General features: G+C 39.4%; 16 protein-coding genes. 8 read left to right on the top strand and 8 right to left on the bottom strand.

Translation table 11 applies throughout. The features are described 5' to 3' along the window. From RIB54_RS11610 to RIB54_RS11585, 6 genes are all read left to right on the top strand, one after another. Positions 1 to 2,424 carry an ABC transporter permease gene (locus tag RIB54_RS11610; RefSeq protein WP_350101059.1) on the top strand — a complete coding sequence of 808 codons (2,424 nt, stop codon included), beginning with the start codon at positions 1 to 3 and terminating at the stop codon, positions 2,422 to 2,424. Between the two features lie 21 nt (positions 2,425 to 2,445). Next, the gene (locus tag RIB54_RS11605) at positions 2,446 to 4,809 is read left to right on the top strand and encodes an ABC transporter permease (protein WP_350101058.1); all 2,364 of its coding nucleotides are present in this window, start codon (positions 2,446 to 2,448) and stop codon (positions 4,807 to 4,809) included. Between the two features lies 1 nt (position 4,810). Next, entirely contained in the window at positions 4,811 to 7,195 is a 2,385-nt protein-coding gene (locus RIB54_RS11600; RefSeq protein ID WP_350101057.1) for an ABC transporter permease, read from the top strand. A 2-nt stretch (positions 7,196 to 7,197) separates the two neighbouring features. Next, positions 7,198 to 9,105 (top strand): ABC transporter permease, encoded by a 1,908-nt coding sequence (locus RIB54_RS11595; RefSeq protein WP_350101055.1) that lies wholly within the window; start codon positions 7,198 to 7,200, stop codon positions 9,103 to 9,105. Next, positions 9,036 to 9,590 (top strand): ABC transporter permease, encoded by a 555-nt coding sequence (locus tag RIB54_RS11590; protein WP_350101262.1) that lies wholly within the window; start codon positions 9,036 to 9,038, stop codon positions 9,588 to 9,590. Before RIB54_RS11595 ends, RIB54_RS11590 begins: the two co-directional genes overlap by 70 nt. A gap of 74 nt (positions 9,591 to 9,664) precedes the next feature. Beyond that, complete coding sequence (locus RIB54_RS11585) at positions 9,665 to 11,401, top strand: ABC transporter ATP-binding protein (RefSeq protein ID WP_350101054.1); 1,737 nt, start codon at positions 9,665 to 9,667, stop codon at positions 11,399 to 11,401. Between the two features lie 93 nt (positions 11,402 to 11,494). On the opposite strand, the gene RIB54_RS11580 is transcribed toward RIB54_RS11585, so the two are convergent. From RIB54_RS11580 to RIB54_RS11555, 6 genes are all read right to left on the bottom strand, one after another. Further along, a complete protein-coding gene (locus tag RIB54_RS11580) occupies positions 11,495 to 11,680 on the bottom strand; it encodes a YgaP family membrane protein (RefSeq protein ID WP_350065208.1) in 186 nt (61 codons plus the stop codon). 11 nt (positions 11,681 to 11,691) lie between these two features. Beyond that, positions 11,692 to 12,003 carry a hypothetical protein gene (locus tag RIB54_RS11575; protein WP_350101053.1) on the bottom strand — a complete coding sequence of 104 codons (312 nt, stop codon included), beginning with the start codon at positions 12,001 to 12,003 and terminating at the stop codon, positions 11,692 to 11,694. Between the two features lie 4 nt (positions 12,004 to 12,007). After that, positions 12,008 to 15,220 (bottom strand): efflux RND transporter permease subunit, encoded by a 3,213-nt coding sequence (locus tag RIB54_RS11570; protein WP_350101052.1) that lies wholly within the window; start codon positions 15,218 to 15,220, stop codon positions 12,008 to 12,010. A gap of 19 nt (positions 15,221 to 15,239) precedes the next feature. Further along, on the bottom strand, positions 15,240 to 16,307 hold the full coding sequence (locus RIB54_RS11565; protein ID WP_350101051.1) for an efflux RND transporter periplasmic adaptor subunit: 1,068 nt from the start codon (positions 16,305 to 16,307) through the stop codon (positions 15,240 to 15,242). Between the two features lie 3 nt (positions 16,308 to 16,310). Continuing rightward, positions 16,311 to 17,621 carry a TolC family protein gene (locus RIB54_RS11560; protein ID WP_350101050.1) on the bottom strand — a complete coding sequence of 437 codons (1,311 nt, stop codon included), beginning with the start codon at positions 17,619 to 17,621 and terminating at the stop codon, positions 16,311 to 16,313. Positions 17,622 to 17,741: 120 nt separating this feature from the next. Further along, positions 17,742 to 18,338 (bottom strand): YkgJ family cysteine cluster protein, encoded by a 597-nt coding sequence (locus tag RIB54_RS11555; protein ID WP_350065218.1) that lies wholly within the window; start codon positions 18,336 to 18,338, stop codon positions 17,742 to 17,744. 135 nt (positions 18,339 to 18,473) lie between these two features. Between RIB54_RS11555 and RIB54_RS11550 the strand changes: the two genes are divergently transcribed. Together RIB54_RS11550 and RIB54_RS11545 are read left to right on the top strand one after the other, a co-directional pair. Next, positions 18,474 to 20,318, top strand: a complete 1,845-nt coding sequence (locus tag RIB54_RS11550) for a PAS domain S-box protein (RefSeq protein WP_350101049.1) — start codon at positions 18,474 to 18,476, stop codon at positions 20,316 to 20,318. A gap of 219 nt (positions 20,319 to 20,537) precedes the next feature. Further along, positions 20,538 to 21,380 (top strand): carboxypeptidase-like regulatory domain-containing protein, encoded by an 843-nt coding sequence (locus RIB54_RS11545; protein ID WP_350101048.1) that lies wholly within the window; start codon positions 20,538 to 20,540, stop codon positions 21,378 to 21,380. 72 nt (positions 21,381 to 21,452) lie between these two features. Here the strand turns inward: RIB54_RS11545 and tpx are convergent, their stop codons facing one another. Both tpx and RIB54_RS11535 read right to left on the bottom strand, forming a co-directional pair. Then, on the bottom strand, positions 21,453 to 21,950 hold the full coding sequence (gene tpx, locus RIB54_RS11540; RefSeq protein WP_350101047.1) for a thiol peroxidase: 498 nt from the start codon (positions 21,948 to 21,950) through the stop codon (positions 21,453 to 21,455). Between the two features lie 15 nt (positions 21,951 to 21,965). Continuing rightward, positions 21,966 to 23,837: a M1 family metallopeptidase gene (locus RIB54_RS11535; RefSeq protein WP_350101046.1), complete on the bottom strand. Its 1,872-nt coding sequence runs from the start codon at positions 23,835 to 23,837 to the stop codon at positions 21,966 to 21,968. Positions 23,838 to 23,896: the final 59 nt, after the last annotated feature.

Below are 23,896 nucleotides of genomic sequence, written 5' to 3'. Positions count from 1 at the left end.
ATGCTCAAAAATTATCTAAAAATTGCCTTTCGCAATATCCTTAAATCGAGGGTGCATGCGGCCATTAATATCACAGGGTTGGCTGTAGGGCTGGCTTCTGTACTGCTAATCAGTCTCTTTATCATTGATGAATTGAGCTATGACCAATTTCATGAAGATGCCGATGACATCTACCGCATTGCGTGGTGGTCTGATGATCCCCAAACCCGCACACCGCACCCTATGGCTCAGGGTTTGGTAGCCGAGTTTCCTCAGGTAGAATCTGCTGTTTCGCTCTCACCACTTTGGGGGCCGGGACTGACCAAGCAGCGTTTTTCTATTCGTAATATTGAAAAGGACATCACCTTTGATGAAACGGAATTGTTGGCAGTTGACAGTACTTTCTTTGAGGTCTTTTCATTTAACCTGATTAAGGGCAACAAAGACAAAGTACTTCGCAGTGTTGAGGGTGTAGTCATATCAGAAAGTATGGCCAAAAAGTACTTTGGTGACGAAGATCCTATAGGAAAAGAACTCTCCATCAATTTCGATGACCTTAGGGTGACGGTAGAAGGTATTTTTCAAGATATTCCGGTTAATTCCCATTTCCACTTCGATATTCTGATTTCCTATGTTGCCAACAAAGCAATGCGCGAACCGGGTGATAAATTTTTTACCTGGGCAGATTTCGGCCATTTCAATTATATCAGACTAAAGCCCGGCAGTGACCCACAATTGTTGCAAAACCAACTGATGAGCTGGGCTGAGAAATTTGTAGATGTATCTCCTGAAGAGTGGAAAAATGCCAAAGAAGCTGGAGATCATTTCGAGTTGCAGCGCATTACTGATATTCACTTGAACTCTAACATTAGGTGGGAGCTAGAGCCTAATAGTAATATTGAATACATCTACATTATGCTGGCCGCGGCTATCCTTATCCTTGTTATCGCCTGTATCAACTTTATGAACCTGGCCACGTCACTGTCTGTCATGCGGTCCAAAGAAATAGGCATTAGAAAATCTTTAGGAGCCTTTAAAAACCAACTCACTTTTCAGTTTCTCGGGGAATCGTTCCTGATTGCCATTCTGGCAATGATTTTTGCTGGCCTTATTGCAGAAGTTGGATTACCAATCTTCAATTCAATTACAGGCAAAACCTTAGTCATTTCTTATATCAGTCAACCTATACTGCTTGTAATTTTGGTGGGAAGCACACTGATTTCAGGACTAATTGCGGGTCTATATCCTTCATTATTTCTTTCCAATTTAAATGCGGCTGTTAGTCTTAAAGGGGTTGAAAAGATTAATCCAAAAGGAAGTTTATTAAGGAAATCATTGATGGTTTTTCAATTTGCCATCTCAATGATTCTCATAGTCGGCAGCATTGTAATTTATAATCAGTTGCAATTTGTTAATAGCAAAGACCTGGGCTTTGATAGTGAAAAGGTAGTAGTGGTTCCTTTGAAAAACTATGCGCTGTACTCCAAATTTCAGGAAATGAAAGCCGAAATGCTTCGAATTCCAAATGTTGAAAGTGTATCTGGCAGCTCCAATATTCCTGGTCAGCAATTCAACCAAAATGCAGTTTCCCTCGCTAATGATCCTAACATGCTCGTTAATGCTTCTGAAGTGTTGGTAGAACATGACTTTTTCAAAACATTGGGTATAGAATTTCTGGAAGGCCAAAATTTCAACAAGGACTACAAAAAGGACACTTCCGTTTTTATAATTAACGAAACTGCCGCGAAACAATTGAATCTAACCAATGGCATTGGTTCTGAAATAGTATGGCATTGGGATAATAATGGTGCCGAGCCGTTAAGAGGAAAGCTCATCGGAATTGTGAAAGATTTCCATTTCAACTCATTACATCAACCCGTCCGGCCATTAATTTTTAATCGCTTTCCTGGTTACAATAGCTTCATTATTAAAACCAAGGTTGGTGATATTAGAGAAACAGTAGCTTCTATTGAGGAAGTTTGGAAGCAGTTTGAAGATCGTTTTGGCTTTGAATATACCGTGCTGTCTCAGGACCTCAGTCAGCTTTACAGCAGCGAAAACAAAACAGCTACCGTATTTTCAGGATTCTCGGCCATCGCCATATTTATTGCCTGTTTCGGCCTATTTGGAATGGCCTCATTAAGCTACTCACAACGCAAGAAAGAGGTAGGCATTAGAAAAATATTAGGTGCCTCCACTAACGCCTTGTTAAAATTACTGCTACACGATTTTAGCAGGCTGATATTCATTGCCATTGCGGTAGCTATACCCACAGCATGGTGGGTGATGACCCGCTGGCTGGAAAATTTCAGATATCGCATAAATATTAACTGGTTTGATTTTGCCCTCGCTGCTACGGCACTAATTGTAGTAGCGCTGATAACCATAGGACATCTGACATTTAGAACAACAAAAGGAAATCCGGTAGATGTGCTAAAAGATTAAAAACCTAAAACTCAAAATCTCATGTTTAAAAACCTCATCAAAGTCGCTATTAGGAACTTGCTCAAACACAAGTCCTACTCCATTATCAATATTGCTGGTCTGGCCGGTAGTATTGCCGTAACCATATTGATACTGATTTATGCACAAAGCATCTTAACCTATGATCAGTTTCATACCGATTCTGACCAGATCTATTTTATGTACAGAGACAGGCCAACTGAAGATGGCAGGTTGGATGTCTTTGACACCTGGTATCCTTTGGTAGATGTGGCTAAAGAAGAATTTCCTACGATTGCCGAAGGAACAAGAAGTGTAAACATTGGCAACACTATGATCCAAAGAGGGGATAAGCGTTTTGAACAATCCCTCACTTATGCCGACTCTAACTTCTTTGATGTGTTCTCCTTCCCAATGATCAAAGGTGATCCATTAACTGCCTTAAACGAGATCGATGCGGTAATAATCTCTGAAGAAGTAGCCAACAAATTCTTTGGTGATGAAGACCCTATAGGCAAAACACTAACTTTTGGTTTTAACAACGAGCGTGTGGTGACTGGAGTTCTGGGAAAAATCCCTTCTAACTCATCTTTCACTTTTGAATGTATTGTTCCTATGAATGACAGGGTGGTTCATAACTGGGTTGGCGAGAATTTATGGGGTGGGTCTTTCTGTAACTCCTTTATCAAGTTAAAAGCTGGTGCAGATGACAAACAACTTGCCGATCAGTTGCACATCCTCATGGATAAATATGTAGTAGAACAAGAAAGGGGCGATTTTCTAATCTTACCAATCAAAGACTATTTTGATAAAATGACTGGCCAAAAGCAATATGCCTATATCATGTTGATTGTTGCTTTTGGCATCTTATTCATTGCCATTATCAACTTTGCCAATCTTTCTACTTCTCAGAGTTTATTAAGAACCAAAGAAGTAGGCGTAAGAAAAGTTTTAGGTGCTAAAAAAGGAGGCCTCATTAGTCAATTTATTGGTGAATCGATGATTATGAGTCTCATAGCCTTGCTTCTTGGTGGCCTTTTGGCAGAACTATTATTACCAACTTTCAATGACCTTATCGGTATTCAATTAGACATTATTTACTCTCCAATAAATCTGTTATTAATGCTGACATTGGCACTAGCAATAGGTTTTATTTCTGGCAGCTACCCTGCACTTTTTGTCTCCAGAATGAAGTCAGTTTCGATATTCAAGGGTGACAAGGTTTCCGGTAAAATGACGGTGCGTAACCTATTGGTGAGCATTCAGTTTATTTTGGCCATTGCCCTGATGGGAAGTTTGGGCATTATCATGCAGCAAATTGATTTTATGAAATCCCATGACCTCAATTTTGATCAGGACAATGTTATGGTAGTCCCATTATCTTTAAGGGATTTTGAAGACCCTCAAGCTGCACTGCCAAGAGTTGTGTCATTTAGAAATGAGCTCAAAAAGCTACCTGGTGTTGAGGCCGTTACGGGCTCCAGCTCTGTACCAGGAAACTATAGAAGATCATTTACCTTATTTCTGCCAAAAGGTAAAGAAGACATGCCTCCTCTGGACTGGCAAGTAGCCGTTGTTGATCATGATTTCTTTAATACTTATGGTGTAGATGTGCTTGAAGGTCGCTCGTACATTCAAGGTTCAGCCAATGACTTTGAGCATGGGGTAATTCTTAACAGAACAGCCATGGAACAAATTGGCTGGACATCTATTGAGGGCAAAAAATTATTGTTTCCCAGATCCAGAGAAGAGCTTGATATTGTCGGGCTGGTAGAAGATTTTAATGTGCAGTCATTACGTGATCCTGTACAACCATTAGTGCATTACTATGGTGGAGATAGTGCTAGATCTTATCGATTTATCTCTATAAAACTAAATCCCAAATCAAGAGAAAGTACGCTTGCTTCCATTGCTAGCACCTGGGAGAAAATGGATTTCGGGTTGACCTATGAATACTATTTCCCGGCAGAGCGATTCAGAGACCTTTATGAGACAGAAGAAAATATCGCCAATGTGCTCACTTATGCCATGATTTTGGCCATTGTAATTTCATGCCTCGGACTTTATGCTCTTGCTTCTTTCAGTGTAATGCTTAAAACGAAAGAAATAGCCATCAGAAAAGTATTGGGTGCTTCTATCAGTAGCATCATTACCTCATTCTCAAAGCAATATCTATATGTCGTTTTGGCTTCTGCTATACCTGCAGTAGTAATCTCTTGGTATGGCATGAGCGACTGGCTACTTGACTTTGCCTACAGAATAAATATTGGCCCTACGGTTTACATTTGGGCAATTCTAAGTGCAAGTATTATCGCTTTTATAACGGTGTCTTATCATGCACTCAAAGCCGGAGTAACAAATCCTGTTGATTCATTAAAAGAAGAATAATATGCTGAAAAACTATATCAAAATAGCGCTTAGAAACCTTTATAAAGGTAAAGTTTATTCTTTAATAAATATTGGCGGGCTGAGTATTGGCTTGGCAGGCGCGTTGTTCATATATGCCTATGTAACTCAAGAATTATCCTTTGATAAATTCCACGAAAATAGTGGTGAAATTTATAGAGTTGGGTTTGATGTTGATCTTGGGTCGGGTAAAAAAGTGATTGCCACCACTGGCTTTCCGGTAGCGGAACAACTGAGAGTGGATTTTCCAGATTTGGAAGAAGTAATTCAGATCAGCCGATTGTATGATGGTGAAGTAACCGCCAACGGCAAGAAAGTAATGGAAGAACGAATAGCTTTTGCTGATTCCTTATTCTTTGAATTCTATTCATTTGATCTTATTTCAGGCTCAAAAACAAGTGTACTTGACCAACCGAATAGCTTGGTTATCTCTGAGTCGATGGCCTTAAAGTACTTTGGCTCTACCGATGTTTTGGGAAAGGATATGTTGGTTCAAGAACCTTTTGGCGATAGAGATATGCCCATGGTAATTTCTGGCGTAATGAAGGACATGCCTGTGGCTAGTCATTTTCACATTGATTTTTTGGTTTCAATGGGCACATCCAGAGAATTCTACCCAGAATCCATTTTTGAATCTTGGGGCTGGGATTCTCAGTATACATATATCAGACTTCCACGAGCGCTTAGTGGAGATGATTTCAACCAACAACTTGCAGATTTTAGTGACAGACTTTTTAAAGACTATAATATTAAATTCTTCGCTTACCCGATAGAGAAAATCCATCTCCATTCCAATATTAACAGTGAAATTGAAGCCAATAGTAACATAATTTATGTGTATATATTTTCGGTTGTAGGTATCATTTTGGTTTTGCTGGCGTCAGTTAATTACATGAATATGAGCACCGCACGTGCGATGAACCGCAGCAAAGAAATTTCTATTCGAAAATCAGTAGGGGCGGCTCGTAGCCAGATAATATTACAGTTTTTAGGAGAGGCCGTAATTACTAGTTTTTTGGCGCTTTTACTGGGCGGTTTAATCGCTGAATTAGCTGCAGCTCAATTAGAAAGCTCTTTAGGGGTGAATGTTCAGATTGATATACTCAATGATCCCAAGCTACTCATATCATTTATTTCATTTGGATTGATCTTAGGTATTTTCTCTGGGAGCTATCCTGCGCTTTATATTTCTTCATTTAATCCTGCCAAGGTACTTAAATCAGGCGGTAGCAATGACAAATCTCCGAACGCCTTAAGAAAGGTATTAGTGCTTTTTCAGTTTATACTGAGTTCTGTGCTTATCATCGGCAGCATTGTGGTCTACAATCAACTCAACTTTTTGAGAAGTAAGAATTTGGGTGTGCAAGTTGAACAAAACATTGTTCTGCCGCCTACACAGGCAATCAGCCAAAGAATGGAAACATTCAAAAATAAGCTGAACGAACATCCGAGAATTGCCAGTGTAACCACTTCAAGCCGAAGACTTGGAGTAGATATTAACAGTGGCGAGTATTACAAAATTGATGTCAATGGCAAGATGGAAGAAGCCCGTTTGAGCAACATTTTTGTTGATTATAACTTTCTCAATCACTTTGAAGCTAAAATCATAGCCGGCAGGGGTTTTAATAAAAACATAGCATCCGATAGTTCTGCAGTAATTCTGAATGAATCAGCGGCCAAAGTATTTGGCTTTCAAAACCTTAACGATGCACTGAATAAACCGATAGAATCGTGGTTTAATGCACATGTAGTGGGTATCGTGAATGACTTTCATTTCGAAACAATTCATAATCGAATTAAACCCATGGTGTTTGTGGTAGACCCAACTTCAACTAGTTGGATGTCTATAAAAGTGAAAGGAGATCGGCTAAAACAGTCCATTGATTATATACAAAGTGTTTGGAATGAATTTGAAACAAACAGGGAGTTCAGGTATTCATTTTTAGAAGATAATCTGTACAACCTTTATCAGGCCGAAGAGCGATTTGTAAAGGTATTCACACTCTTTGTCGTGCTCGCCTTATTCATTGCTTGTCTGGGCTTGTTGGGGTTAGTTGCTTATACAGTCTCTAAACGATTGCCTGAAATTGGTATACGAAAAGTCTTAGGCGCATCCGTTTTAGATATAGCCATGCTTCTTAATAAAGACTTTTTAAAAATTGTATTGATCGCCAACATCATTGCCTATCCGCTGGCCTATTTTGGCATACAGCAATGGCTTCAAAATTTTGAATATAGAATTGATATGCCATGGCTGGCTTTTATAGTATCTACTTTGGTTATTGTAGGCGTGGCGCTTTTTACGATCAGTTTTAACTCGATCAAAGCAGCTCTATTAAATCCGGTTAGCACCTTAAATGAAGAATGATTATGCTCAAAAATTATTTCAAAATAGCAATACGCACCTTACGCAGAAAATCAGTTTTCGCCCTAATTAATGTAATAGGGCTTTCCTCAGGTCTCTTATGCGTTGTCTTTATCTTTAATTGGGTTAAGGATGAGCTATCGTATGATAAGCACATCAACGGCAGCCAAAATATTTACAGAGTTGCAGCCGAGGCCGGCACAGGAAATGACAAATGGCATCAGTCAGTCACCAGTCTGCCACTTGGACCAAGCATGCGAGACACCTATGCCGATATTGAAGCACAGGCTCGATTGGATAAAAACAATGCCCTGGTTTCTCGTGGTGAGATTAAATATGTAGAAGACTACATTATCTTAACAGATCCTGAGTTTTTTGATGTCTTTGACTATCATCTTATTCAGGGAAATGAAAAAACTTCTCTATCCAATCCTTATCAAATTGTACTTACAGAATCCATAGCCAACAAGTACTTTAATCAAGAAAATCCATTAGGTAAGACATTAAAAATTTATCAGTATGATCCTGACGGTAATGGTGTTGATTATACAGTGACAGGAGTTATAGCTGATCCTCCACACAATTCTCATTTTACATTCAACATGCTGGGTTCTATGAGCACTATAGAAAGTGTGAACCCCGAAGCTATGACACGATGGATGAACAATAGTTATCATACCTATGTAAAATTAAAGGACGGAACTGACCCGCAGAATATTGAAGCTCAACTACCCGATTTAATACAGTTAAACATGGGCGAACAAATGGAAGAATATGACCTCTCCTATCGTTTTTATCTGCAGCCAATAACGGACATCCATCTTCACTCTGACATTCAATATGAATTTAAAGCCAATGGAAATATAGAGTTGGTTTGGGTTTTTGGTGCAATTGGAATACTTATACTTACACTGGCTTGTGTCAATTATATTAATCTATCAACAGCATTTTCGCTTGACCGTGTCAGAGAAGTAGGTGTTAGAAAAGTACTAGGAGCGCACAAATCTCAGCTTGTAAAACAGCACTTTGCCGAGACCATAATACTAGTGTTAATATCAATATTGCTTTGTGGCCTAATGATAGAAATTGTGAAACCAATTTTCTATTCAATCACTGGAAAAGACGATATCAAATTTGAATTAACCTCAGTACTCCTCCAGCTGTTTTCCATCTGCATTCCTCTAGTTTTGGTTGCTGGCTATTTTCCAGCCAAGATATTGTCCAACGTTAATACTGTAAACTCTCTAAAAGGAAAGGTAAATAAGAGCAACACTTCTACATTAAGATCAGGACTAGTTGTTTTTCAGTTTTCAGTGACATTATTCATCATCATCTCACTTATTGTTGTTCAGCAGCAGCTAAATTTTGTTCAGTCGAAAGATCTGGGCTATGATAAAAACAATCTATTGGTGATGGCCGTGAATGGAAATGAAGAGGTAAAAAACAATTTTGATGCTTTTAAAAACACATTGATTACCTCAGGGAAAATTCAATCTGTGGCGCGCTCAAACTCTATGATAGTTGGCGGTCTTGGCAATGTTAACGGCAGAATAATTAATGAGAATGGAGAAAAACAGTTTGAAAAACTATATCGACTGAGAATAGATTATGATTATTTTAACACTTATGGCATTCAGCTATTGAGTGGACGTAATTTCTCTTTAGATCATCCTACTGACTCCACGCAAAGCTACATCATCAATGAAAGCACGGCCAAAGCCTTTAATTGGGATGTTCAAGAGGCCATTGGCAAGGAATTGACGTTGGGTGGTAATACAGGAAATATCATTGGCGTAACAAAAAACTTTCATTATAACTCATTACACCATGAAATTGAGCCGCTCTGTTTGACTTTACCTCGCAGTTATTTTTCCAGAATTACAATAAAGGCAACAACTCCCAGCAGCTACTAAAAGAAGTTGAACATGCATGGCAAAAGCATTTTCCAGATGAGCTTTTTGATTATAGATTTCAGGATGATGCGCTCTTTTACAATTATGAAAATGACCTGAGATTTGGTCAAATCTTTAATATTTTTGCCATCTTATCCTTACTCATTTCATTTATGGGTCTCTTCGGATTAATTGGCTTTAATATTCAGAAAAGAACCAAAGAAATTGGTATCAGAAAAGTATTGGGCAGTTCATCAGCACAAATAATTCAGTTGGTTTCTAAAAGGTATTTAAAACTTATCCTTATCGCGGCAGTTTTTGCAATTCCTTTAGCAGCACTTTCTATGAACGAGTGGCTTGCTACTTTCTCATACCGCACAGCACTGGAAGTCTGGTATTTTATTTATGCAATAGCCATTGTGTTGGCATTTGCCTTTGTAATAGTTTTAGCAAGAGCTTTTAAGCCCGCCCTAACTAACCCTGCTAACATTCTTAAAGAGGAGTAAAATTTTACTCCTCTTTAAAATTTCTTTGAATGAACTAATAACCAAAAAAAGCGTTGATGTAACTTTCAACTATTATGGCAAAGACGAAAGTTACTATTGGTCACGTATTCAAGACCATTGTTTGGCCCAGAAGAAATCAGCTTCTTGTTGGCCTTGTATTAATTGTAATTAGCCGCTTGGCAGGCTTGGTGCTTCCGGGCGCCTCAAAGTATTTGATGGATGATGTTATTCCAAACAATAACATGGAAACGCTAAAATTGCTGCTTCTTGCTGTGGCAGGAGCCATTTTGGTACAAGCCATCACCTCCTTTGCACTGACTCAGATACTGAGTGTAGAAGCGCAAAACCTGATTTCAAAATTGAGAGTTCAGGTGCAAGCGCACATTATAAAATTACCAGTCAGGTTCTTTGATAATACAAAAACCGGAGAGCTCGTATCCCGGATTATGACAGATGTTGAGGGTGTGAGAAATATTGTAGGTACGGGTTTAGCACAGCTCTTTGGTGGAATATTAACTTCAATCATCTGTTTGTTTTTATTGATCAACATCAGTCCGATGATGACGGTTTATGTGCTGGTGCCAGTCGCCATTTTTGGATTCATCTCGCTAAAAGCCTTTGGCAAAATCAGACCGATATTCAGAGAACGTGGAGTTATTAATGCGCAGGTAACAGGTCGATTAACAGAAACTTTAGGTGGAGTTCGAGTTATTAAGGGTTTTAATGCGGAAAAGCAGGAGATCAAAACTTTTGAGGATGGAGTAACCAAGCTGTTTCTCAACATTAAGAAAAGTTTGACTTCTACCAGCTTGCTTACCAGCTCAGCTACGTTCTTGCTTGGACTTGCTTCAACAGGTATTATGGGTATCGGTGGTTATATGATTATGAATGGTGACATGACCTTTGGAGATTTTCTTGCCTTCACACTCTATCTGGGTTTTATGATTGCTCCTATAGTGCAGATGAGTAATATCGGAAGCCAGCTTACTGAAGCTTTTGCCGGATTGGATAGAACGGAAGAAATCTTAAATACTCCATTGGAAGATGATCCTACAGTAAGGATTAATAACATTGGCCAAATAAAAGGAGATATTGAGTTCAAGGATGTGTCATTCGCTTATGAGGAAGAAAAAGAAGTGATCAAAGACATTAGCTTCAAAGCAGCCCATGGAACTGTGACTGCGCTGGTTGGGACTTCCGGATCAGGTAAAAGTACCATTGCCGGTATGGCGGCTTCATTCCTAAACCCTACCAAAGGAAATATTACGGTTGACGGATTGGACATGTCAACCATTACATTAGAAAGTTTTAGAAGTCAGTTAGGTGTGGTGCTGCAAAATGATTTCTTGTTTGAAGGCACAATAAGAGAAAATATTCTTTTCCCCAGGCCTGATGCAAGTGAAGACAGATTGATGGAAGCTGTAAAAGCAGCTCATGTGAATGAATTTACCGATCGATTTGAAGATGGTCTTGATACTTTAATCGGTGAGCGAGGTGTAAAACTTTCAGGTGGTCAGCAGCAACGGATTGCCATTGCCAGAGCCATATTAGCTAACCCAAGAATTTTAATCTTAGATGAGGCTACTTCTAACCTCGATATGGAAAGTGAAGCCTATATACAGCAAAGTTTGAAGAAGTTGATGGAGGGCAGAACTACCTTTGTTATTGCCCACAGGTTAAGCACCATCCGCCAGGCTGATCAGATATTAGTGGTGGAGAATGGCCAGATTGTAGAACGCGGTAAGCATGATGAGTTGATTGCCAAAGAAGGCCGCTACCATAACCTTCATCAATATCAGGCGAGGATATAAAAAAGGGAACGTCATTCCCGCATAAGAGAAAATGTAACATTGAGCTTGTCGAAATGTATCGGTTTCGACAGGCTCAACCTGACATTTATTATATTAATTCTTCACCCCAAGTTTGGCCAAGATGTCTGACATCAAGCACCACTTGGTAAAAGAGGACTGGAACAAATTGGCACCAACAAAAGCGGTAAACCATAACCAGTTCTGGTTCACATATATGGATAGCAAAATACTAATCAGTATAAAGCTTCCGGCTATTCCCATGATCATTCTATTTCTCATTTTCTTCTATTTTAAACTATGTTCGATTCTTTTATGTCCAATACAGCAGCGTGTATTTTGGTCAGCACTTCATTGGTTTGATTGAATTCTTCAATCTCTTCCAGTACTTTTTTTGCATTGTTTTCTGCTACAAAGGCATAGAACAAGACTGATTCTGACTCCCCTTTGTCTCGGGCAAACCAGTTGGATTTCATGTCTTCACTTCCTCCATTGCTATAACCCGCAACAGGCATGGAAGAAAAGGCTACAACTTCTGAGTTTTTTAAGATCGTTTTGATCGATTCCTCAAACTCTTTGATGGCGGTTATAATTAATAATTCCATGATTTTAAACTTTAGATTTTTCCTGATTCTGATTTTCCCATTTCTTACGCTCTGTCATATAATAGATTAGTGGAACTACAATGAGCGTAAGTAATGTGGATACAATTGCTCCTGCTACCAATGAAATGGCTAGTCCCTGGAAGATTGGGTCAAACAGTATGATAGATGCGCCAATAACTACTGCACCCGTTGTCAATAAAATAGGTGTTGTTCTCACTGCTCCTGCATCAATGATGGCCTCTTTAATAGAAGCGCCTTCAGCCAATCTTATTTCAATGAAGTCAATCAATAAAACAGAGTTTCTTACCATTACCCCTGCCAGAGCGATCATTCCTATAAATGAGGTAGCTGTGAAGAAGGCATCCAATAGCCAGTGCCCAAGCACAATACCCACCAGTGAAAGTGGAATGGCAATCATCATCACTATTGGCGTTTTAAAGTTTTGGAACCAACCAACTATCAGCATGTAGATGACTATAATTACTACCAAAAAGGCGGCTCCTAAATCCCTGAATACTTCAAGGGTAATTTGCCACTCGCCATCCCATTTTACAGTGAAATCAGACTCATCAGAAGGCTGGTTCATATACAACTCTGCTACTTCGTAGCCTTTAGGCAAGTTCATTTTCTTTAGTTTCTCTTCCATACCCAATATGGCATATGCCGGACTTTCCAGTCCACCGGCCATATCTGCTGTTACATAAACTACCCGCTTTTGATCCTTTCGGTAGATGGAAGGTTTCAGTGTATCTTGTTTTACACTTACTAGATCCTGAACAGGCACCAAGTTGCCATACTGACCTTTTATTTTGATGTCATTAATATCACCTAATCTTGATTTATCGGCATCAGGCACACTGAATACAACACCTACAGGATTGACAGAACGCTCGTCATAAAAATTAGTAAAAGGATACTCCTGCAATAGGTAAGTTAGGTTGCCAACTACCTGCTGTGGAACAATACCTCTTAGCATGGCCTTTTCGTAATTAACATCCAGTTTATATTCTACCTGCTCAGCTTCTACAGTCCAGTCCACATCCACCACATCATCAGTATTGATCAAGATGTCTTTTACCTGCTCAGCTACTTTTATCTGTTCAGCATAGTCAGGGCCATAAATTTCGGCTACAATAGTTGACAATACCGGAGGACCTGGTGGAACTTCAACAACCTTTACATTTGCATTGTACTGCGCTGCGATCTTCTGAATTTCAGGACGAACCAAAGTGGCAATATCATGACTCTTTAATGATCGCTCTTCTTTAGGAAGTAGGTTCACCTGAATATCAGCCATATTACTACCGCCCCTTAAGTCATAGTGGCGAACCAATCCGTTGAAGGTTATGGGAGCAGAGGTGCCTATGTAATTCTGATAATTCACTACTTCTGGCACTGTAATCAGGTACTGCGTAATCTCCTTAGTTACTGCGGCAGTTCTTTCAAGGGTAGCACCTTCAGGCATGTCGATGACCACCTGAAACTCATTCTTGTTATCAAAAGGCAACATTTTAACTGCCACTGATTTAGTAAAAAACATGGCTACAGAACCTAATAATAATAAGACTGTAAGCACCAACATTACCGTTCGTTTTAAACCACTGTCCAGAAATGGTTGCTCTACGAGTTTATAAATTCTATAGATGAATGTTTGCTTGCCAGCTTCTTCTTTATGCTCTTCGGCATGCTTTTCTTGTAGTAAATGATACCCCAAATATGGCGTTACTGTCAGTGCAACAAACAAGGAAAGCATCATTGCAATGGAGGCTCCAATTGGCATTGGACTCATGTAAGGGCCCATCATACCAGATACAAAGGCCATTGGTAATATTGCAGCTATTACAGTGAATGTCGCCAGAATAGTAGGGTTACCTACCTCATTGATTGCATAAATAGCCGCTTGCTTAAATGGCAATCTTTTCGATTTGAAATGACGATGCATATTCTCAGCGATGATGATACTATCGTCCACCACAATACCCACCACGAATACTAAAGCGAATAGTGTAATTCTATTCAAAGTATAACCCAACATGTAATAGCTGAAAAGCGTCAATGCGAAAGTCAAAGGCACGGAGAAGAATACAACTAAGCCTCCTCGCCAGCCCATAGCGAACATTACTAAAACGGTAACTGCTATAATGGCTACACCAAGGTGAAGTAACAGCTCACCAACTTTATGAGAAGCTGTTTCACCATAATTTCTGGTTACTTCAACATTCACATCATTTGGAATTAGCGTGCTTTTTAGAGTTTCTACATGCTCAATAATTTTATCAGAAACCTTCATGGCATCGGCACCTTTTACCTTGGCAATAGAAATAGTTACGGCCTGATAATCTGAAGGCGAACCTTCATAGTTTTCATTGGCCTTACCAAATCCAAAAGAAACATAGTCTTTAGCAGTGGCTGCACCATCTTCAATACTGGCTACCTGATGCAGATAAACCGGCATATTTTTATTTACGCCTACTACCAAATTTTCAATGTCCTCAACACTAGACAGGAACTTACCTGTAGTTAAAAGATATTCCTGATCATTATTCACAAACTTTCCAGACTGGGATGAGCTATTGCTGGCTTTCATGAGTTGCATAATTCCCAAAGCATCCACACCATTTTCAGCCATTTTATCAACATCAACCACCACTTTCACCTGGCGGGTTCTTCCTCCTATTTGCTTGGTGATAGCTACATCCTTAACCTTCTCTATTTCTGAAGTAAGCTCTTCAGCTAGTTGCCTTAACTCAAAATCATTATAATTTTCACTCCAAAGTGTCAACCCGAGCATGGGCACATCATCAATTGATCTGGTCTTAATTACCGGAGGGTAAACGGCCTCAGGAAAAATGCCCTGATGCTTCATCATCTCGTCATAGAGCTTTACATAAGATCGTTCTATATCCTCACCTACATAAAACTGCACAATCATCATGGCCTGACCGTTCATAGCCATACTGTGGATATGTTCTACACCTTTGATGTTAGCAATAATCTTTTCCAAAGGTTTTACAACCCTGTTTTCCACTTCTTCAGGCGTGGCACCCGGGTACCCAACCATGACGTCTGCCATGGGCACATTAATCTGCGGCTCTTCTTCCCTTGGGATCAGAAAGGAGCTATATACTCCTATGATCATCAAGGCTACCATTAATAAAATGGTGAGCTTAGAGTTTATAAAAAAGTTGGCAATCTTGCCAGATATTCCTTCTTGCATAGTTTCTAATCTTTAGCGTTTAGAATGTAACTTTGGCGCCATTGTATATTTTGCCCTCAGCCGATGTGATATAACTTTCACCTGCCTTAAGTCCTGAGAGAACCTCTACCTGTCCTTCCATTGATTTACCAAGCCTTAACCAGCGTAGTATAGCCACCTTATCAGCGCTTACCACATATACTCCTGACAACTGACCGTTTCTTACTATTGCCGACTGGCTCATTGTAATTCCAGATTCAGCGTCCGAACTACTCGAAAAGTTTACATTGACAAACATGCCCGGATATATGGCGCTTGAAGGATTATCCAATTGGACTTTAACCAGGTATTGCCCTGCAGTATTTTTTGCAGAAGTACTTATCTCCGTTACAATACCAGAAACTTCTTCGTTTATGCTTTTTACAAGTACAGTCACCTTTGAATCCTGCTTTAGCTTAGCAATGTCATTTTCTGAAACCATCACTACCGCTTCGTAATTTTTACTTCCTTCCAGTGAAACTAGTGGCATGCCCGGATTAGCCATATCACCTTCTTTTATAAAAGTATTGGTAACTACCCCGTCAAAAGGAGCGGTAATATTACTATAAGCATATTGTGCCAAAACCTCTTTCTTCATCTGACTGGCTGCTTCATAACCAGCCTTTGCCATCTCAAATCTTGTGGTCATGTCATCAAGCTCCTTTTGAGAAGCACTGTTTTTCTCAAACAGCGCCTTGAACCTGTTATAGTCCTTTTCAGCGTTCTCTAATGCACTCTGTGCCTGAGTGATTGAAGCTTCTACCTGCGCTTTTTTTGCATTTAAATCAGCATTATTGATGCTAATAAGAAGCTGTCCCTTTTTCACTTTCTGTCCGACTTTCACAGGAAGGTTGGTAACAAAGCCCATCATTCTGGTACTTAAGTTGGTGCTGTTTCCGGCTTCAATAGTACCGCTAGCTGATATTGAACTTCCCAGATTTTGCTTTACTGCCTTGGCTACTTTTACAGCCACTGTATTAGTTTCTTTAATAGTTGGCTGGTGATCACTGCCACATGAAAAAACAGTAAGCAGTAGAGTAAGTATGACTAAATAATTTATTGTCTTCATTTTCTATTTTGTTAAAAATCTTAAGTATTCCTTAGTGAGATTGTATTCAAATATTGACTGGCGATATTCCAGCTCCTTTTGAAAGTATTTTGTTTCCGCAGCCAGGAGATCGGCTGTTTTTTCCAAGCCCTCAGCAAACCGGTCTTTTCTGATTCTGTAAGCCTCTTCAGATTGCTCTAAAGCCTGACCTGTAAGCATTACTTTATTTTCCAGATCGTTCAGATGGCGAATAGTTTTATCCAACTCCATTTGCTCCTTGCCCTTATATTGATTGTTTTCAAACTGAGCTTTTTCAAACTGAGCTTTAGATTTTTGGATTTTTCCTATGGTGCGAGAGCCGTCAAAAATATTCCACGATAATTGAGCTCCAACGATGTAGCCCGAAGCACCGAAACCGGCAAAAGTATCGTCATAAAGTTGGTAGCTACCAAAGGCATTGATTCTCGGGATAAGGCTCATTTTGTCTGATTTCAACATGGCTTGATAGCCTTCCTCAGCGCGTGACATGGCCGTTACGTCCTTACGGGATTCGGATAGTTCACCGTCAAAAACTTCAACCTCAATGCTTTCTGCGGAACGCTCTGATGGCTTGTAAACAATGTCCTGATCTTGTGTACCTAGAAGAAAAGATAAATAGGCCGAAGCATTTTCAACATTTGACTCTGCAAAAAGCAACTGACTTTCAACCTCACTAGCCCTAACATTAACTGCCAGGACATCTGTTTTTTGTACTAGCCCTTGCTCGTTATAATTGTTGATAACCCGCAAACCTTCTCTTGCTGTAAATTGCGCCTTTCTAAGCACCGCTACGGCTTCATAGCTCAGCTGCAACTGCATATAGGCTTTCAACACCTCCATCTCCAGATATTCTGAAGTTCGCTGTGCTTGCAAAGTCTGAGCTTCTGTTTGAATTCTCGCTCCCTGCCTCTGATAAGCATAGTCCAGATTCAGCAAAGGCTGTAGGATCTGAATTTCTGTCGCGAAGTTTTTGGTTTGATCAGGGTCATTAAGCAAAGCGGGATTAAAATCTGCTTGAGTTAGTATCTCCTGATTGAGTTTTGATCCAAAAGCCATCAAAGGGTTATTAGTAACCATGGCTGTATGCGAGGCAGTAATGGTAGGTAGATAAAAAGCCCTTGACTGGCTCAAATCTCCTTGTGCTATCTCTACCTGCTTATTGGCAATTTTAAGTTGCAGATTTCCTTCATGGATCTTTTGAAGTAATTCCGTCTTGTCTATTACCAGCGTATCCTGTGCATAAGACTGCATGGTAATTGACCAGATAATAATAAATAATAAACCTTGTCTAATCATTGTATTTCAAATTTTAGACAAAGCTATCGTGGTTAATTGCCGAAGTCTGTAACGAATGTTACACAGCAATAAAATATGGCCCCATTAGCTTAAAATGGGCTGTTTAGGAACTAAAAAAGATTACGCTCTTCTTCTATAAGGCTTTCGATAGGCATAATAGCTCAATACAACTTTTAAGGCTTCTTCGATGGCGTCATTAATAGGCATCAACTGTCTGCCAAGCTCAGTGTCTATGGCTCTCAGCTGATGATAAAAGTCTGTCATAATTGGCACTTTTCCACCATCTTTAATCAGATCTTTAGCCGTCTGATACTGCTCAGGAAATTCAGCCTTTATTGTCTTACAAGTAGCCAGTTCGAGCTGGCTCATTTTATTTCTGCTGGCAGCAAATCCAAACAGTCGGCAAATGAGGCCTCGATATTGGTACTGCGAGCAGAATCCTGTTTCACCTTCAGAGAGCATTGGTCTAAGGATCTTGCATGTGCTGGTTTCTGAAGATTGCACATCTTCCAGCCACTGGTAGGCAAGGCCATTTTTATGTAGCTCGTATGCAAAAGGAAGAAACTCTAATGGGGTGGCCGTTATGTTAGGATTCAGGCAGCAAAGTCCGCAGCCTGATAAACAATTTAATCCTGTTCCATTTTTGAAGGAGGCCAGTTCCTTTTCCAACGCCTTGAAAACCTTTTCAACAGCCTGGACTTTCCTGTAGATTGACATAGTGCCAAATGCAATGCAAAGCTAATGAGTAACTCTGATTAAAAACACAGGTCATAATTTATATTTATGATGAACGAATCATAAGGCCATATTCGGGCATTATTTTAGGATTTTGTCTTATATTACCGGATGGTCTTGGCTAAGAAACATCAGAAACACATTGAAAACTTGTTGCTCGAAGGGGCTAAATTAAAGGCAGTCAGGTACATACAGGAGCATGTAATACCTGATATCTCCAAAGCCGTGGAGCTGGCAGAAGAGATAGATAAAACCATAGATGCCGATGCCACATTAAAAAAACTTAATGAAAAACTGATTATCCAAAATAGGGAGCTTGCCAAAAAAGAGAAGCAACTTGAGCAGTCAAACAAAGAGTTAAAACTAAGTGCCAAAAGACTCTTTAATTCTCAAAAGGAGATCGCCCAGAGTCAGGAGCTTATCAACTCTATTAATACCAACCTCTCTGAAGGCATATATAGAAGTCATGCAGTTGGAGGATTGGTATATGTTAACCAATCATTTGTCAAATTATTTGGCTACAATTCTGTTTCAGAAATGCTTGAAGTGCCTTCCCGCGAGCTTTATGCCAACCCCTCTTCACGAAAAGGATTAACCAAAGATATTGTTAAGGACAAATCCAGATCTAATCAGGAGGTGCTTTATAAAAGAAAAGATGGCAGCACTTTTTGGGGATTGAATAGCTACTATCTTACAATTGATGAAAAAGGAGAAGCTGTATTTGATGGGGCTATTAGAGATATAACGGAGGAAAAGGAGATTCAAAAAAAGATCTATGAGAGTCAGCGTTTACTAGAGTCAATTAATACCAACCTATCTGAAGGCATATACAGGAGTTACAAAAAGGGAGGCCTTATTTATGTAAATAAGGCTTTCGCTAAAATGTTTGGGTATTCCAGCCCGGAAGAAATCCTTCAGATCAAATCCATCAACTTATATGCTAGTCCTACTTCTCGTGAGGAGCCGATACATATAATGAGCAAGGACGAGGATCGGTCAAACGAAGAAACGCTTTTCAAACGAAAAGATGGCTCCACTTTCTGGGGTCTCAACACTTATTTGATTACTACGGATGAAGAAGGCAATGAAGTGTATGATGGGGCAGTAAGGGATATTACTGAAGAGAAAATTTACCAGGAAAAGCTTAACAAACTCAATGAAGAGCTTCTAAAGAGAAATGAGGAATTGGCCAAGCAGGAGAAAGAACTGGAAGAGTCCAACGATGCTTTAAGGGCCAACAGTGAGAGCCTGGTGAAAACCTTAGATGAGCTGTCGGACAGAAATTTCGAGCTTGATCAATTGGTTTACCGAACCTCTCATGACCTGCGCTCACCTTTGCGCTCTGTACTAGGGCTGGTCAATCTCTACAAGCTCGAATCAGACAATGCTGATTCAGAATTTATAGATAAAATAGAAGACCGAATACTGAAAATGGATGAGTTCATCAAGTCTATGCTGAACTATTCCAGGGCAGGTAGAATGGGGATAAAAAATGAGATTGTAGATATTGAAGCTTTAATAAAAGAAAGCATAGAAGGGCTTGAGTTTTTGGAGGGCTTTAAGAGAATGAAGATCACAACAAAAATTGCAGGTAAAACCGAAGACCTGATTACCGATCATCTAAGGCTAAAAATCATATTAGGTAATATCTTATCCAATGCCATTAAATACAGAAATCAGGAGTTGTGCACCAACGAGCTTTCGATCAACATTAAAATACTAAAAAAGAATGCCCTCCTTGTATTTGAAGATAACGGTATAGGTATTTCTGATGAGTACCTGGGGAAAGTATTTGATATGTTCTACCGCGCTACCGAGCAGTCAGATGGCTCAGGTTTAGGCATGTACATTGTAAAGCAGTCGATAGATAGATTGGGTGGAACAATTGATATTCAGAGTAAGCTTGGGGAAGGCACTAAAATAGTTATTGAACTACCACTTAGAGAAGTGGAAGAAAATTGAGTTTCAATTTGAAATAAGTCTAATTATTTGACTGTAGCAGAGCGGGTTAGCTTATTTTTATACGATTCAATCTATTTAGCGACCTAACCAGGATTGATCTGGATAGATTGTCCAAGCTAGGTAAAATTATAGAGGTAGATAAGAAAGATTTTTTCGTTAAATAGTCAGCAATAAAGCAACATTTATAGATAGTTATAGTCTACAGTAAAAACCATGCATATGCGCCTTATACTCTTCCTAGCCCTACTTGTACCTTCATCCACGCTCTACGGTCAAGATTATATTAAGGCAAAAGTTATTGATGAGGAAACAGGCAAGGGTGTACCCTTTGTAAATATTGGAGTTAAAGAATTGGGTATTGGAACTGTGAGCAACTCGAATGGGCAATTTACGCTCGAACTAAAAGATAGTAAATACCCGGTAATTTTTTCTTCTATTGGTTATGAGGTTATTTTTATACCTTATGATAACTTGAAAACACTCCAAATAATTAAACTAAAGCCTAAAACAGAAATGTTAGAAGAGGTAGTAGTCACTTCAAAAAAATACAATAAAGATGTCATACTAGGTTACAAGCTAAATAAAAAAGGACATAGTGTTGGTTTTGGAAGTCGTGCCCTTGGAACTGAAATTGGGGCACATTGTAAAATCAAAAAAGAAACATTCTTAAAAACAGCTAATTTCACTCTCAATTTTACAGGCACCGACAGCCTATTATTTAGAGTTAATATCTACAAGTATAATCAAGGAACAATAGGGGATAAACTTGTTGATCAGGACATAATTATCAGAACAATACAGCAAAAAGGTACAATTACCATTGACTTAGAGCCTTTTAATATTATAGTAAAAGATGATATATTATTAGCATTGGAGTGGATAGAAGATGATAATGGAAAGGGAAATAGTGGCATAATGTTCAGAGCTAAAAAAAGTGCCTCTAGTAGTAATCTTTATACGAAGCAAACCAGTTTTGCACCTTTCTTAAAGCTATCACAGATGATTTCTGGTGCGCCTTTAATAAATATAGGCTTCTACTTGGAAGCAGAAGAAGTAGACTAACGTTTCTCTTTCTTGAATCACTGGAAAAAAAATAGCCTGAGGCAATAATGCTTCAAGCTATTTTATCATTAATTAAAGTGCTGCTAAAGCCGCCTCATAATTAGGCTCCTGCCCAATTTCAGGCACAAGCTCAGAATATGCCACTTTATGATCAGCATCCAGCACAACAACTGCTCTTGCATTCAGTCCTTTAAAGCCGGCATCTACCAACTCAACTCCATAATCTTTAGAATACGTGTCGTTTCTGAAACCGGACAAAGTGATTGCATTTTCAATACCTTCAGCTCCGCAAAATCTTGCCTGAGCAAAAGGCAGGTCTTTAGAAATGCACAGTACAACCGTGTTGTCCAGTGAAGCTGCCTTTTCATTAAATTTTCTAATAGATGTGGCACAAACGCCTGTATCCACACTTGGGAAGATATTCAAGACAACCTTCTTGCCTTTAAAGTCACTTAGTGATGCCTCCGAAAGGTCATTTTTTACTAAAGTAAAGTTGGGAGCCTGGGTTCCATTCGCTGGTAAATCTCCGTTTGTATTTGTTGGTTTTCCACCTAATGTAATTTTTGCCATGTTAATAGTTTTCTGTTATTTATTATAGTTTAACAACTCATCCAAAGAATTGGTTGACACAAAATGATAATTTGGTCTGGCAGTAGCATATATACTCGTTGCCATAGATGCGCAGCACTCTGAATTCACCATTTCCTGATATAAAGGCACTAAGAACTTGCGCCTTCCGGTATTCACTAAAAAGTGAATAAGTTCGTCAAATGATGCTTCATAATTATGCCTGATGGACTGAACCAACCATTCCGTAAGCACTTCTGAATTGCCACTTTTAGTAAACCCAAAAGCATCATCCAAAGCCTTCATCTGATCTTTGGTTAAATTGGCTGGAATTGATCTCACAAAATGTAACCATTCTTGCGAAGACCATCCTTCAACATCAAGATCAGAAGCTTCGGTTTCTGTTAAAAACCTGCTCATCTGCTCATCAACTTTAGCGAATTTGTCAGAAGTAGGTTTTGGCGCATCAGCGGGTAAACCCGGGTTATAAATCCATTCATTTATTTTAGCGGTGTCCATTGTCAACCCGTTCTTTTGATAGAGGTTTTTATCAAGAAGATCAATAAACTCTTCAGTAGTCATTACAGAAAAAGCATTGCTGGTAAAGTAGTCCTTTACAAAAGCATCAAACTTCTCCCTGCCCACTTTCTCTTCCTGACTTCTTAAAAATAAGTAGCCTTTGTCATAGGCAATAGAAGTTACTCCATCATCTGGGTTTCTGTTAGAGAGGTCAAGTTTCAATTTTGTATCATCACCTGATCCATTATTCTTCATGTCGTCAATTTCTGCCACAAGCCCCTGATATGCAAGGCTGGCTTCCATCTCAGAAAAATCACGGCCATACATTTTTTCCATGATCCGGTTTTCGAAATATACTGTAAACCCTTCATTGAGCCAGAAGTCGTTCCATGTGGCGTTGGTCACCAAATTGCCAGACCAAGAATGTGCCAGCTCATGAGCCACCAAAGAAGTTAATGATTTGTCTCCCGCCAAAATAGTTGGGGTGGCAAAGGTAAGTTTAGGATTCTCCATGCCACCAAAAGGAAAACTTGGTGGCAGAACCAGTAAGTCATACCTGCCCCATTGGTATGGCCCATAAAGTGACTCAGCGGCTGATATCATTTCTTCTAAATCTTCAAACTCATAGGCAGCAGCATCTATTACTGATGGCTCGGCATAAACGCCAGACCTGTCGCCTATAGGCTCAAATTCTAAATCACCCACCGAAAGTGCCAAGAGATAAGCAGGTATAGGCCTGTCCATAACAAAATGATACTCTCCTTTGTCATTCTTTTCCTGAGGGTTTTCAGCACTCATCAGTGCCAAAAGCTCTGAAGGCACTTTCACATCAGCCTCGTAAGTAAATCTTATACCTGGCGAATCCTGAATGGGCACCCAGCTTCTGGCCAGTATGGCTTGCGACTGAGTAAATAAGAAAGGGTGCTTTTTACCAGCAGTTTGCATAGGGGTAAGCCACTGCAAAGCCTCAGCTCCTTCAGAAGTGGAATAGTAAATTGTAACAGAATCTGTCGATGATTTAATAGGAATGGTCAGGGCACTGCCCAAATTCTTGTCTGCTTCCCCTAATGTAAACTTTACTTCTTTTTTGCCAACCAGCACCTTCTCTATATTCAGTGCTTTGGTATCAAGTATAACTTCTTTAGCATCATCATCATTTTTAAGATGCAACGTGGCAACACCATCAATTTTCTTATTTTCGAAGTCGACTACTGCATCCCATTTAAGGTGAGTAACCACCGATTCGGCAGGTTTTGCATAACTATGCTGATCCATTATTGTTTCTTTGTTGGTTTTTTTGCTCTCTTCATGTCCTTCCATAGCGCATGCTGGTAGCATTATGGAAATAAGAGCGACTATTTTAAGTTTCATTTTATAACGTTTGATATCATTGAACAAGCTGTTTTTCGCTTAAACAACTTGAATCTAAA

The sequence above is a fragment of the Fulvivirga sp. genome, from assembly GCF_040218215.1.
In the GTDB taxonomy this organism is placed as follows: domain Bacteria; phylum Bacteroidota; class Bacteroidia; order Cytophagales; family Cyclobacteriaceae; genus Fulvivirga.
Note: the sequence above shows the minus strand (reverse complement) of the source record. Positions and strands in the feature narration are given on the sequence as shown.